At 66.6% G+C, this 13,554-nt stretch carries 9 protein-coding genes; 6 read left to right on the plus strand and 3 right to left on the minus strand.

The window, feature by feature from the left end; genetic code table 11:
- Positions 1 to 126 precede the first annotated feature (126 nt).
- Together BJ987_RS01260 and BJ987_RS01265 are read right to left on the minus strand one after the other, a co-directional pair.
- Complete coding sequence (locus BJ987_RS01260; protein WP_245365760.1) at positions 127 to 1,608, minus strand: hypothetical protein; 1,482 nt, start codon at positions 1,606 to 1,608, stop codon at positions 127 to 129.
- A 64-nt stretch (positions 1,609 to 1,672) separates the two neighbouring features.
- The gene (locus BJ987_RS01265; RefSeq protein WP_209883883.1) at positions 1,673 to 4,333 is read right to left on the minus strand and encodes an FHA domain-containing protein; all 2,661 of its coding nucleotides are present in this window, start codon (positions 4,331 to 4,333) and stop codon (positions 1,673 to 1,675) included.
- 168 nt (positions 4,334 to 4,501) lie between these two features.
- Here BJ987_RS01265 and BJ987_RS01270 point away from each other — a divergent pair, with 168 nt between their 5' ends.
- Positions 4,502 to 5,896 (plus strand): neutral zinc metallopeptidase, encoded by a 1,395-nt coding sequence (locus BJ987_RS01270; RefSeq protein WP_307869402.1) that lies wholly within the window; start codon positions 4,502 to 4,504, stop codon positions 5,894 to 5,896.
- Positions 5,897 to 5,915: 19 nt separating this feature from the next.
- On the opposite strand, the gene BJ987_RS01275 is transcribed toward BJ987_RS01270, so the two are convergent.
- Complete coding sequence (locus BJ987_RS01275; RefSeq protein WP_209883887.1) at positions 5,916 to 7,178, minus strand: FHA domain-containing protein; 1,263 nt, start codon at positions 7,176 to 7,178, stop codon at positions 5,916 to 5,918.
- Between the two features lie 206 nt (positions 7,179 to 7,384).
- Between BJ987_RS01275 and BJ987_RS01280 the strand changes: the two genes are divergently transcribed.
- The 5 genes from BJ987_RS01280 (at position 7,385) to BJ987_RS01300 (ending at position 13,550) form a co-directional block, all read left to right on the plus strand.
- The gene (locus BJ987_RS01280; protein ID WP_209883889.1) at positions 7,385 to 8,590 is read left to right on the plus strand and encodes a DUF7373 family lipoprotein; all 1,206 of its coding nucleotides are present in this window, start codon (positions 7,385 to 7,387) and stop codon (positions 8,588 to 8,590) included.
- A gap of 95 nt (positions 8,591 to 8,685) precedes the next feature.
- Positions 8,686 to 9,912, plus strand: coding sequence for a DUF7373 family lipoprotein (locus BJ987_RS01285; protein WP_209883891.1), 1,227 nt, complete (start codon positions 8,686 to 8,688; stop codon positions 9,910 to 9,912).
- On the plus strand, positions 9,909 to 11,078 hold the full coding sequence (locus BJ987_RS01290) for a DUF7373 family lipoprotein (RefSeq protein ID WP_209883893.1): 1,170 nt from the start codon (positions 9,909 to 9,911) through the stop codon (positions 11,076 to 11,078). Before BJ987_RS01285 ends, BJ987_RS01290 begins: the two co-directional genes overlap by 4 nt.
- A 46-nt stretch (positions 11,079 to 11,124) precedes the next feature.
- The gene (locus tag BJ987_RS01295) at positions 11,125 to 12,351 is read left to right on the plus strand and encodes a DUF7373 family lipoprotein (RefSeq protein ID WP_209883895.1); all 1,227 of its coding nucleotides are present in this window, start codon (positions 11,125 to 11,127) and stop codon (positions 12,349 to 12,351) included.
- Positions 12,352 to 12,359: 8 nt separating this feature from the next.
- Entirely contained in the window at positions 12,360 to 13,550 is a 1,191-nt protein-coding gene (locus BJ987_RS01300) for a DUF7373 family lipoprotein (RefSeq protein ID WP_209883898.1), read from the plus strand.
- Positions 13,551 to 13,554 lie beyond the last annotated feature (4 nt).

Consider the following 13,554-nt stretch of genomic DNA (forward strand, 5'->3'; position numbering starts at 1 on the left):
CCGGCGGCCGGTGGAGACCCGGGACTCGGTGGTCGACCCACATCGTGCCCTTCGCAGAACACGGCCTGAGACGTCCACACGCCAACGAGCCACGATACCGGACCCGCATCAATTCACCGAATCGGCTCAGATCTGCACCGGAGCTCCCGGGTCGGCGCCGTCCTTCGGGCCCGGAATGAGATAGCGCAGGTGATCGATGTCGGGTTGCTCGCATTCCCGCTCGCCGACCGGTCGTTCGTTGGCGGTGGCGATGCCGGGCGGCTGCTCGTTCAGGATGTAAGGAGTGTGCGCGCAACCGGCGAGCGACGCGTCACCGTCGGCGGGCACTCCACTCACCGCGAGCATCAGCCCGCCGAGCGCGGCTCCGGCCCCGAACAGTTTGCCTTTGGTCTTGCCCCACAGTTTGCTCTTGCGCTGCGGGTGCTCGGTGTCGTCGTCCTCGTCGCTGTGCTGCGGGTCGCCCCAGGGTTCCCGGGCGCCATGACTCGGCGGCGGCGGATACGGTGAACGCGGACCGGCCGGGCTGGGGGTGGCGGGCGGGCGGGTGAATCGACTGCCCACCTCGCTCGCGTCCGGCGGCGCGATCTCCTCCCGGCCGACCCGGGTGGTCGGTCCGTCGGCGGGCGGCGTCGTCGGATAACCGGGGCCGTAGGTCACGACCGGGACACCCGACTGACCCGTGGGCTGAGCCGGGACGTCACGGCGCACCGGAGGCGGCGGCGCGGGTTCCGCGTGCCGGCCCGAGGACACCGGTTCGCCGGACTCGTTATCCGTGACCAACAGATGCGTGGCTCCGAGCACCAGTGCGTGCATCGGATGGTCCGCGACCTGCAGCCGATGGCCCAGATGATTCTGGAAGGCGAGTCGCAGCGCGTCGTTGAAGCAGACATTGCCGCACAGCAGCACCGTCGAGGTGTCCGCGCCGATCGAGCGGGCCGCGGCCATCACCTCGATCACCACGTTGTCGGCCGAGCGGGCATCCCGCATGGCTTCGGCGTCGACCGGGACGTCGACCGATTCGGTCGGCATCTCGTCGTCACCGTGCACCGCGACGACCAGCATGGTGCGGCCGTCGGAGTAGACACCGGTGGCGCCGATACCGCGCGGGTCCCGGTCGTCGGGGCGGCGGACGAGGCCGAGGGCGCGCACGTAACCGGACAGCGCGACGCTCTCCGGCAGCGGTTCCACCGTCACATCGAGCTGTTCGACCAGCGCGGCGTAGACGTCGACCTTCTCGTCGGGCCACGGGTCCGGGTACGGCAGCGCCACCACGTCGGGTTTACCGCGCAGGTGTTTGCCGATCGCCGCCAGCGGGTTGTAGAGCCGGGCCCGGAAGACCAGCTCGGCCGGCCAGGTGGCTCCGGCGACCACGATCTGCGGATGTCCGAGGATGTCGCGGACGTCGGCGATGGCGCGCCCCAGGTCCGGGCGCGCCTGTTCCACCCCCGCGGTGTGCAACCGGCCCTGAGCGTCGGCCAGCAGATACGCCGGTGGGGTATAGGTACCTTCGACCTGCACGGGACGAATGGGAACTCCGCCGCCGCCCGCAGCCACGGACACCACATCCCAGCCGAGATGTATTGCCCCTACACGCACTGTCACAGGCATAAGTGTGCCTGCTGTCCGAACCGAACGCTCGCGATGCCCGCCGAGCCCAGGTCAGCTACCGGATTCACGAGGCGGACTTCTTCAGGCGCAGCCGGCGCCAGGTGAACAACGCCAGGATCAACGCCAGACCCACCAGCGCGCCCATATCGATGGCCCACCACATCGTCTCGTGCTGCCAGAACTTGTCCGGTTTCGCCGAGATGACCAATTCCCGCAGGTCGACGGTCGCCGCGCTGGCGGAGTATCCCCAGCGGGACGGGAACAGCCAGGAGGCCTGCTCCAACCCGGGCCGGTCGGTCACCGGGATGAACGAGCCCATGGTCACCAACTGCACGACCAGCGCCAGGATGAGTCCCGCCATCATCTGCTCGTTGGACTTCACGAACGAGGAGATGAGCAGGCCGAGCACCACGCTGGTGATGGCGAGCAGCAGCAGGTCGGCGAACAACTCCACCGCACCCAGTGGAATCACCACGCCCTCGTCCGGGGCGTTCTTCAGCAGCAGCACGATGCCGATCATGACCGCGATCTGATAGGCCGCCGCGATGCTGAACACCAGGATCTTCGCCCACAGATACGCGAAGGCGGACAAGCCGACCGCGCGTTCACGATGGAAGATCGTCCGCTCACCCACCAGGTCACGCACGCTCAGCGACATACCCATGAAGAACGCGCCGATCACAAGGAACGACAACAGGGTCTGCGCCTCACCACTGTTGGGCACCACGAAATTGCCTGTGACGGGGTCCATTACGAGCCCGGGCTTCTTGAACCCGTTGGAGCCGGGCGCCGCCAGCGTGAGCAGACCGACGATCAACGGCATCAGCAACAGCGACAGCGAGTACACCCGGTCGGCGAACATCAGCCGGATCTGCCGACGCGCGAGCGTCGAGAACTGTTTGCGCGCATTGGTTTTCGGCGGCTTACCGGCCTGGCCGTTGCCCTGGACCGGCGGCGGGGGCGGCACCGGCGCGGACGCCTGACGCGACCGGTACGCCGCGAAGGCCTGATCCGGATTCGCCGCGACGTCACCGAAGATCTTCGCCCAGTCGCTGGTGCCCATCGCGCTGCCGACCCCGGACGGGTGCCCGCAGAACGCGGTCTTGCCGCCGGGCGCGAGCAACAGCACCTGATCGCACATGTCCAGGCAGGCCACCGAGTGCGTCACCACCATGACGACGCGCCCCGCGTCGGCCAGTTCGCGCAGCATGACCATGACCTGACGGTCCAGCGCCGGGTCCAGGCCCGAGGTGGGCTCGTCGAGAATGAGCAGCGACGGACCGGTGAGCAATTCCATCGCCACCGACGCGCGCTTGCGCTGCCCGCCGGAGAGCCGATCGACGCGGGTGTCGGCGTGCTCGGTGAGTGAAAGTTCTTTCAGCACACCGTCGATCACCTTCTGGCGGTCGGCCTTGGTGGTGTCGGGCGGGAGCCGCAGTTCAGCGGCGTAGCCGAGGGCCTGGCGCACAGTGAGTTTGAGATGCAGCACGTCGTCCTGCGGCACCATGCCGATACGGGACCGCAGGGCCTCGTATTCGCCGTGCAGACTGCGGCCTTCGAAGGTGACCACGCCGACCGTCGGGTTGGTGGCGCCGGCGACCAACCGGGCCAGCGTCGACTTGCCCGCGCCCGACGGTCCGATCAGCGCGGTCAGCGAACCCGGTCCGGCCTGCAAGTTCACGTCGACGAGCAGCTGCTTGTTGTTCTCGACGGTGAACCCGACGCCGTGCACGCCCAAGCCCTGTTCAGCGGCCGGTTTCTTGCGGTGGACGAGCGTGCCGTCCTGTACCTCGAAGTCGACGTTGCCGATGGTGACCACGTCGAGCTCGCGCAGCACCGTGCTCTGCTGCCGGTGACCGTTGACGAAGGTGCCATTCGCGGAGTTGAGATCCTCGATGACCAGCTCGCCTTTGCGCGCGACCAGGCGGGCGTGCTTACGGGAGGCCAGCGGATCGTTGACGACGATCTGGTTGTCGGTGGTACGACCGATCCCCAGGCCGCCGGGCGGAATCCGGTCGGCTTTCGCGATGGGTCCGGTGGATGCCTTGCCGGGCTTGGGCGGAACGATGGGGCGGCTCTTGAAGTCCGCCTTCATCGTCATGCTGAAGTTGGGCTGCTCCGGTTCGGCGGACGTGGGCGGCGGCACCGGTGCCTGCGGCGGCACCGGCTGATGGTGCGGCGGAATCGGTTGCTGCGGTGGCTGATACGCCGGACGCGGCGGTTGGTACTGCTGATAGGGCTGCGGCGTCGGCGGCCGTTGCGGCATTTGTGACGGCGGGTAGTTCGGCGGTTGCGCGGGCGGTGGCCGGTGTTGCGGCGCGGGCGGATAGTGCTGCGGCGGCTGCGGTCTGTGCTGCGGCGGCTGGTAGCTCTGCGGCTGCGCGGGCGGCTGCGGCGCCCTGACCTGCGGGCGCGGCCCCGGCGTCAGACTCAGCAGCGGACCTGTGATGGCGTCACCGAGGCGCACCTGGGTGGGACGATCGATCGTCACCGGCTGACTCAACCGGCGCGCGTCCACGAATACACCGTTGGTGCTGCCGTTGTCGGTGAGCACCCAGCCATGTCCCTGCCAGGCGAGCGTCGCGTGCACCCGCGAGACCAGCGGACTGTTGACGTACAAAGTCACCTCGGGCGCCCGGCCCATGGTGATGTGCTGCGCGGAATCGAAGACCCGTTCGGTTCCATCATGGCGCACGGTGATGGTCTGCGCCCCCGGTGAAGACATGCAGCGGATACTATGCCATCACCCGGACATCGGCGGTGCCCCCGACGCGCCTGCAACCGGTTGTTAAGCGAATGACAAGTGAGTGTTGTGGTAGTGAGACCGGCCGACTTAGGGGGAGCCTTGCCGAAACTTCCAGTAACCGCGGTCGTTACGGTTCTGCTCTGCGCGGTGGCCCTGTTGGCGGGCTGCACGCGCTCGGTGGACGGGCGTGCGGTGTCGGTGTACGACGATCCGTTCAAGGTGGCCGGCCTGCCTACTACGCAGGGCCCCAGCGGTCCGCGCCAAGGCGTCGAGGACAGCACGCTGAAAGCGACCAACGGTGACGGCGGCGAGATCGACCAGCTCGCCCTGAACGCCGTGGACGACATCCAGACCTACTGGGCCGCGGAGTACAAGAAGTTCTTCGACGGCGAGTTCTCCCCGGTCGACAAGCTGCTGTCCTGGAGTGCGAAAGCCCCACGCGCGCAGGCCCCGGAGTTTTGTAAGGACACCACCTTCCGGCTGGTGAACGCCGCCTACTGCCGCCTGGACAACTCCATCGGCTGGGACCGCTCGGTGCTGCTGCCCACCATGGTCGAGACCTTCGACAAGATGTCGGTGGTGATGGTGCTGGCGCACGAATACGGGCATGCCATCCAGACCATGTCCAAGATCGTGGGCACCAAGGACCCGGTGATCGTCAAGGAGCAGCAGGCCGACTGCTTCGCGGGCGCGTTCATCCGGCATGTGGCCGAGGGCAAGGCCAAGCACTTCACCATCAATACCTCCGATGGTCTGAACAAGGTGCTGGCCGCGACGGTAGCGATTCGTGATTCCAATCCGGACGATCCGGAGAGCGTGCACGGTTCGGCGTTCGAGCGGGTGACGGCCGTGCAGATCGGGTTCACCGACGGCCCGGCCGCCTGCAAGCGCATCGATGCCGACGAAATCACTTCGCGCCGTGGCAATCTGCCGCAGACGACCGGTGGTCTGTCGACCGAGTACGAGATCGACAAGGCGACCCTGACCGAGCTGAGCAAGGCGCTCGCCGCGATCCTGCCGCTGAAAAAGCCGCCCACCTACGACTATTCCACCTCGAAGGTCGACTGCCGGGACGGGTCGCCCACGCCCCCGGTCACCTACTGCCCGGCCAAGAATGTGATCGCGACGGATGTTCCGGCCCTGGCCAAGCGCGGTGCGGTCAGCAAGGAAGAGGAAGACAGTCCGCTGCCGGTCAAGGTAAGTGGCGACTACAACGGCTACGTCGTTTTCATCTCCCGGTACGCCCTGGCCGTACAGCAGGAGAAGAAGCAGCCACTGACCGGAGCGAAGACCGGTCTGCGGGCGGCGTGCTTGGCCGGGGTGGTCACCGGCAAACTCGCGGATCCGGCGCGCTCCGGTCAGCAGGGCGATATTGCCTTGGCCGCAGGGGATCTCGACGAGGCCGTCTCCGGTCTGCTGACCGACGGCTTGGCGGCGAGCGACGCGCGCGGTCAGACCGTACCGAGTGGTTTCTCCCGAGTCGACGCGTTCCGCGCGGGCGTGCTCTACGGCGAAAACGTCTGCACCGCGCGTTATTCGTAACCGCGCGGGCCGACCGCGCTCATCCGAACGGGGGCGGAGCCGCGGGTTCGTAGCGCAGCACGCGGTTCCCGATCATCACCTCGGTGCCCGGGATCAGGATCATCGGCTTGTTCGGGGTGAGCCGCACCCAATCGCGGTAGCCGGGCATGCGGGTGCGGGTGCCGTTGGTGGAGCCACGATCGACCAGTGTCACATCCCAATTCACCAGATGGATCTCGGCGTGCGCGCGCGACATACCGCCGGAGGAGTCCTCCACCTTCAGCGGGACCAGGCCGCGCCGCACCGCCTCGGAATGCTCCGGGTCACGACCGAGGACGGCGTCGGTGGCCAGCATGTAGGTCATGCCGTCGTCGAGGATCAGCATCCCCAGCGGCGGACGGACCACCTCGCTGACCGCCTGCGTCTGATCCACCGGCATTCCGCAGACCGTGCAGAAGGCCGAGCGCGGATCACTGGGATGCGCTCTGGCGCACTTGAATCCCAGCACCTTCACGACCAGCGAGTTGGCTTTCGCGGTGGCCTCCAGCCGGGCTTGCAGGTCGGGGTCCGGGCGCGGGGCCGGGTTGGTGCCACTGTCTTCGACATCACCCTGCTGGGTGAGCGCCTGGTGCAAATCCTGTTCGTGCACCGAGGTTTCCGCGCGCGCTCGCGGGTCCGGCTCTCGAGGTTCGGGGTCGATGCGAGCGGTGGGTAGCGGATAAGGCTGGGCGACAGGGGGTTCCGCGGAACCCTGATCGGCCGGTGTGCCGTCCGTCCAGACGACGGCTCCCGCACCTTGCGCGATGCCCTCGTCCAACCGGCTGATGCCCCGGTCGGCGGGTAGTTCCGGGGTCCGGCCCGCCGCGTCGTCGGCGAACAGCGCGATGGCGCGCCCCGGACGGGCGGCGACCCGATCGACGGTGAACGCCGCGTCGCTGCCGCGGTAGTGCTCGACGCCTTCGGGTCCCGCCAGCACCGCGGTGACATTGCCGTGCAGGAAGATCGCCACCCCGTCGTTCTCGGCCGCGGACAGAATGCCGAAATCGATGGGCACCCCGGGACTGATCCGCTCGGCGTGCTTCATCAGCCAGCGGGTCGACTGCCGGGCCACCAGCGCACCGGGCCCGGACGGGGACTGCCGGGCCGCCTCACGGACCAGCTCCGCCAACGATTCCAGAGCCCGGACGGCGGTGGATGCCGGATGCGGACGATCCGGTTCGCGGTGCGCGACGACCACCAGCGCACCCGCGATCCGGGCCACCACGTGCTGGCCCGCGACCACCTCGACCTGCTGATCCTGCACCCGAATCAGCCTCGGCCGAGTAGGTGGTTCTGGATCGCGGTCATGTCACACAGGGTAGTGGTCGCCGACAGGGCGAGCAGGGGTTGGTCGATTTCGGCGGCCGGGCGGGCGGCGAAGCGATTGCGTCCGCTGATTACCGCTCGCTCGCGGAGGCGGTCTTCCGGTAACTTCGAAAGGCACATACGGGAGGAACGAGGGGCCCTGTCATGGTTCGGATGTCGCGGATCGCGGTCGGTGCGGCCTGCGTGCTGCTGGCCGGAGTACTGACCGCATGCAGCGGGGTAGCCGGCACTCCCACCGCCGGCGAACTGGATGTTCGCCGGCTGGAAGTCGGGCCGTACCCGGTGGACCGGCACAAATACGACCAGAACTCGAGCGGCAAAGGCGCGCTGCTGGAAGGCATGCGCATGGCCGATGTCGTTCCTCCCGCGGTGAAGGTGGACTCCTCCCTCATCTACGGACGTGGCAACACCGTTTTCACCGATTCGGAAACCGCGATCGACTTCCTGGCGAATGTCTCGAAACCGATTGTGGAAAAGCGAAAGATGATCGCGGGCTATGCCGCGAGCGGCGCCGACCAGCCCGATCCCGAAGGTACGACCCGTCCCGCGGAGGGCACCACCGCCATCACGACGGTAGTGCTGCGTTTCCCCGACGAGTCCACCGCCAAGACCGCCGCCAGAGAACTCGAGGACGCCGATATCGGCGTCTCCCCCGACAATCGCAAACTGCTGTCGACGAAGTATCCGGACGCCTTTCTGCACTGGCGCCCCGGCGTTGCCAATGTCGGGGCATTCCACGCCTACAAGAGCTTCGTGATCTCGCTGTTCGTGGCACGTCCCCGAGCCGACAGCGCCGACCTGATCAGCTGGGTGGACAAGACGCTCGCCGTGCAACTCCCGGTGCTGGACGGTTTCCAACCCACCCCGGCCGACAAACTGGATTCGCTGAAGGTCGATCCCGAGGGGCTGCTGGCGCGCGTCGTCGTGCAGGACCGCAAGGAGCACACCCCCGACGCCCAGAAATTCGCGATCTACGGGCCGAACAACTTCATCCACGATTCCGATGACGAAGGCCGCGCCGCGAAACTCATGGAGGAGACGGGCGTCGACAAGACCGCGCACGTCTCGGCCGGCTCGGTGTTCCGGGCGCGGGACGAGGCCGCCGCCCAGCGGCTGGTCCCCGGCCTGATCGCCGACGCGGGCGACACCTTCGACCCGATCAGCGCACCCGACGATGTGCCGGGCGCGAAGTGCCTGAAGCTCAACAGCAAGGGCGACACCGAGCGGGATTACAAATACCGCTGCTACGTGCCGTACAAGCGATTTGTGGGTCTGGTGACCAGCGACAAGGAGTCCGATGTGCGGCAGAAGGTAGCCGCGCAGTACGCGCTGCTGGCCAACAGTCTGTAGCCGACCGCCGACTGGCAGCTGCCGCTCGGTCGCCTGTAGCATCCCTCGCGGGGTCAGCTCGGTGGAGGGGAAACATCGTATCGGGGAGGAGCGCCGTGCCCAGGGGATCGCGTGCGGCCGTGCGGGTTCGGTGCGCCGCGTTCGTCCTCCTGCTTTCCGGTTGCGCCACGGTGCAGGGGCAGGCACTGCCCGGCATGACACCGGTAGATCTGGCGCGGCTGAACATCGGCGTCTTCGAGGCGAAGCCGGTCGATCGGTTACCCGAAGTCGCGGACCGGAAGTCGGTCTTCCAGATCGAATCCCGGCGGATGCTCGGCTCGCTCGTCGCGCCGTACGAGGTCGATGGAGAGCTCGGCGAACTGATGGGCACCCACCTCCTCGCCGCCGGTGAACCCGGCATGTACCTCGAACTCGGGGCCAACCTGCCGCCGCAGTTCCAGCCGGTGTTCGAACGCAACTACTTCATGTCCGGCGCTATGACGACACGCTCCAACGGCAACCCCCGCACGCTGAAAGGCCTTGCGGTGGGCATACTCCGGTTCCCCTCGGACGCTATGGCGCAGACGGCCGCCACCGAATTGGACGCCGCCACCGGCGAATTCAAGCCCGATCGGCACGGCATAGCGGTCCCGAACCATCCGCAGGCCCGCGCGTCGGGTGCGGAAGCCGATCGAAAAGGCTACGTATACGCCGCCCGCGGCCCGTTCGTGGTGCTGGCCATGGTCACCAGTCCGGTCTCGGACGCCAATGCCCTTGCCGCCCAGTTCAAGCGCGTCCTCGATCTGCAGTTCCCGAAACTCGACAAGCTCGTGCCGACACCGGTCGACGACATCCTCGACCTGCCCACCAACCCCGACGCCATCATGCGGCGCGCCCTCCCCACCACGTCGGCCGCCACCGATCTGGACGTACCGCCGGAAACGATCGGCGTGTTCGACCCGGCCGCCCACCTGCACTACGAACGCGACGGCGCGCTGCTGAAGCAGGTCTTCGCCGACACCGGCGTCGATCTCGTCGCACGCAATGCCGGAATCGTCTACCGGACAACCGATCTCGCGGCCGCGTTCGAACTCCAGAACGCACTGACCGAACTGGGTCCGGGCGACGAGGCGATCGGCGCACCGCCCGGGATCGCCGACGCCGCATGCGTGCAACTGGATCAGACCGCTCCGCCCTCGGGCATCCGGCATCTGTGCGCGGTGGTCTACGGCCGGTACGTCGCCGTCGTCGGATCACGCGGCAAATCCGGCGGCGCGGTGGACCCCACGCTGTATCAGCGTGCCGCCGCCCAGTATTCGATCCTGGCGAAGAGCGAACAATGAATCTCCCTCGACGCGGAACCCGCGCCGCCCTCGCCGGCCTGACGGTTATCGCTCTGCTCGTCACCGCCTGTGGCAGCGGCGGCAATCCCGACAGCGCGCCCGACCTGGCGAAACTCGACGCCGGTAACTATCCGACCAGCCCCCGCGATCTGGAGCGGGAACGCACCGCCGAAACCGGAGCCATCCAGGAAGCCATCCGGCTGGGCGGCTTCGTGCCATTGATATCGGATCTCGACAGCCGCCTGGTCCACGGACGCAGGGGTGTCTCCGGGAAAATCACACCCCAGCACCCACCGTTCACCTGGGTGACCCCGGTCGAGAAGTTCACCGAATTCGTCCCCGGCCTGATCGCCGGCTGGCGGACCGCAGGCTCCCGCCGCGAGCAGAGCCAACTCGGCCTCAACGCCGAACTCGCCCTCCTACGCTTCGCGAACCCGGAACTGGCCGGCAACGCGGCCCGCGTCCTCGCCGAGGAAACCCACAAGAAGTACCCGCCGAAAGGGCCGCTGGACATCGCCGGATACCCCGGCCACACCTTCCTCTCCCAACACGACGCCGTCGAAACCTGGGTCGCACGAGGCGATTTCGTCGTCAAGCTCTACGTCGGCAATCCCCTCGCCACCCCACCCGACCCCACTCCCCTGCTGGATTTCGCAAAAAGGGCGCTAGACAAGCAATTCGAGCTGTTGCAGGGCTACACGCCCACCGCCGTCGACAAACTCGCGGAAATTCCGCTCGACCCCGACGGCGTCCTCGCCCGCACCCTCCCCTCGACCCGCCCCGGCACCTACGACGACCCGACCGGCGTATACCCGGTCGCCGCGGAACTGCATCTACGCAAGCGCCCCGACCTGATGAAGCGGGCCTACGACGACGCGAAAGTCGACCTGATCGCCACCGCGGGCTCCCAGATCTTCCGCACCGGCGACCCAGCCGCCGCCAAACGCCTGCTCGCGGCCCTCACCACCGACCTCACAGCCACCCACCACCCTTACGACAGCCCACCCGGCCTGCCGGAAGCCAAGTGCTACAAAGACAAACGCGGGACCGGCTTGCTGTGCTATCTGCTCTACGCCCACCTGCTGGCCGAAGTAGAAGCAGCCCAGCCGCAAGAGTTGAATCAGAAGATGGCCGCGCAGTACAAACTGCTGGCGCACGGGCGGTAAAGCGGTCACGTAGGATCGCGCCGAGGTCAGCGAAGGAGGGGGCGGAGTGAAGTTCGGGGGCAGGATGCGGGTCCGAAGACGCGTGCTGGCATTGTTCGCGATGGCGTCGGTCGCGGGAGTGGGGTGCTCGTCGGCGACCATCGCCGGTAATCCGCAGCCCGGAATGACGCCGGTTGATCTCGCGGTGCTGAAGACCGGGGCATATTCGCCCGAACCGAGTGCGTATGACGCCGACATCGACAGCCCTGGCGACTTGCGGTCCATCGAGGCCCGCCGGTTGCTCAATTACGTAGTGCATTCGCATGAAATAGATCCAGAGATCGACGAACTCGGCGACGTCGAACTGTTCTACGACGGTGAGTCGATGACCACGTCGGAAACCTTCCCGGAGAAGTACCGGCCCGCCGCTGTCGACAACAAGCTGATAGCGGGCGCCTACGTTTCACGGATCAATGGCAATCTGCGGAGCCGCAAGAAGCTGATCGTCGCCGTACTTCGATTCCCGACCGAAGCAGCGAGTCGGAAGGCGGTCATAGAGTTCGACCAGATCGCCAACGTGGATCCCGGTCGGCACCCGATTCCCGTCGAGGGCCACCCGGAGGCCAAGAGCTCCTCGGCCGACGACATCACCACAATCGCTTTCGCATCGCACGGCCCCTACGTGGTGGTCGTCAATGCCGGTGTCCCGCAGGCGAATCAAAGCGCTCTGTCCAGCCTGGTCGCCCGGACGCTGACCCTGCAAACCGCTCGATTGGATCAGCAGAAGGCCATACCGCTGGATGACATCCTGGACCTCCCGTTCGACCCGGACAGCATCATGCGGCGAGCACTTCCCAAGGCGCCGGACTATCGCGATCCATTCGTCAGCGATCGCGATTTCGGCCCGTACGAGCCCGCTGGGGCGTTGCACTTCGAACGTAACCCCGCCGAGGTCAAGAAGGCTTTCGACGAGGGCGGTGTGGATCTGGTCGGTCGTCGTGGTGGGATCGTCTACCGCGCAAGGGATCTGGCAGGGGCCTTTCGGGTCCAGACTGCGCTGGTCAAAACCTCGCGGGAGGACGAGGAGATCAGCGCGCCCCCAGGTCTGCCCGACGCTCGATGCGTGAAACTCGATGCGACCGACCCGGTCAGAAGTTTCAATGAACTATGCGCGGTGGTTTATGGACGGTATGTCGCGGTCGTCATTTCCGCATCGACCATGACCGGCTTGCGTAGTCCGAACCTGTCACCGCGGGCAGCGGCGCAATACGCGATCCTGGCCAAGAGCGAATGAGACCGGTGATGCGACCCCGATATGCGCTGTGCGCCGCGATCGCCGTCGTTCTCGCTGCGTCGACTTCGTGCGGCAGTGACGATCAGCCGGGCGCACCGGCAGTAGACACAGCGGCACTGGATTCCGGCAACTATCCAGTGGTCCCGCGGGACGTCGAGACAATCCGCACGTCCGAAACCGGAGCGCTGCTCGAGGCAGTGCGTATCGGAGCCGTCACTCCGCTGCCCTTGCAAATCGACGGCAAGTTCTCGTTCCAGACCCTCGTCAGTCCCGAACGACGGCTCAGCGCCGACTCGCCGCCGATCATCACTTCACTGACCGAAGCGGACTTCCGTGAAGTGGCGCAGGGTTTCATCGCCGGTTGGGACACGAATGGCAAACGGCGTAGTCAGCCGAATCTCGGTAGCGCGGTCGAACTGGATATCCTGCGCTTCCACGAGCCGGCACAGGCCTTGGCCGCGGCTCATGCGCTAGCGGAACGACAATCTACGAAATTGCCCGGCCAGCAGATTCAGATTCCCGACTTCCCACTGGCGAAGGCGAAATATTCAGAGAGCAAGAAGTATCTCGACACTTGGCTGACACACAACGCGCTGGTCTTGCACGTGCACATCGAAGATCCCGTCAGCGAGCCGGTGGACGTCACCTCGCTCATCGACTTCACCCGCAGAGCGCTCGCCAAGAAAATCGAGATGCTGAACAGCTACTCGCCGACGCCCGCGGACCAGCTCCAAGCATTGCCGATCGATACGGACGGTCTCCTGAGCCGAACACTTCCCGTCGAACCTGGTCAGCAGCGCAACGGCAAGGACTACTCCGTAGTCATGCCACAACAGGCGGCAATGCATTTCGAAACCGGCCCCGCACAGGTGTGGGCCGCCTTGGCGGATGCCGGCGTCGACCTCGTCGCCTTCTCCAATGCTCGGGTGTACCGGGCACGGGATGCCAAAAGTGCGACCCGTTTGGCGGCGGCCTTGATCGCCAAGGACGCCGACGGCTGGCAAGCGATCGACAGCCCACCGAATCTGCCTACCGCCAAGTGCTTCGACACCAAGGACAAGAAACTCAACTCCGGTCGGTATCCCCCGGCTTGCTTTCTCACCTACGACAGGTACGTGGCCAGAGTAACCGCGAAGAACACCCAGGAACTGCACCAGAAAGCTGCCGCCCAATACAAGCTGCTGGCCTACAGACCATAGGAGT

The organism is Nocardia goodfellowii (assembly GCF_017875645.1).
Taxonomy (GTDB): domain Bacteria; phylum Actinomycetota; class Actinomycetes; order Mycobacteriales; family Mycobacteriaceae; genus Nocardia; species Nocardia goodfellowii.

What these genes read in the sequence shown, in the direction of transcription:
- BJ987_RS01290 (WP_209883893.1), top strand. Translation starts at nt 9,909, where the DNA reads ATGAATCTCCCTCGACGCGGAACCCGCGCCGCCCTCGCCGGCCTGACG.
- BJ987_RS01300 (WP_209883898.1), top strand. Translation starts at nt 12,360, where the DNA reads ATGCGACCCCGATATGCGCTGTGCGCCGCGATCGCCGTCGTTCTCGCT.
- BJ987_RS01260 (WP_245365760.1), bottom strand. Translation starts at nt 1,608, where the DNA reads ATGCCTGTGACAGTGCGTGTAGGGGCAATACATCTCGGCTGGGATGTG.
- BJ987_RS01265 (WP_209883883.1), bottom strand. Translation starts at nt 4,333, where the DNA reads ATGTCTTCACCGGGGGCGCAGACCATCACCGTGCGCCATGATGGAACC.
- BJ987_RS01280 (WP_209883889.1), top strand. Translation starts at nt 7,385, where the DNA reads ATGGTTCGGATGTCGCGGATCGCGGTCGGTGCGGCCTGCGTGCTGCTG.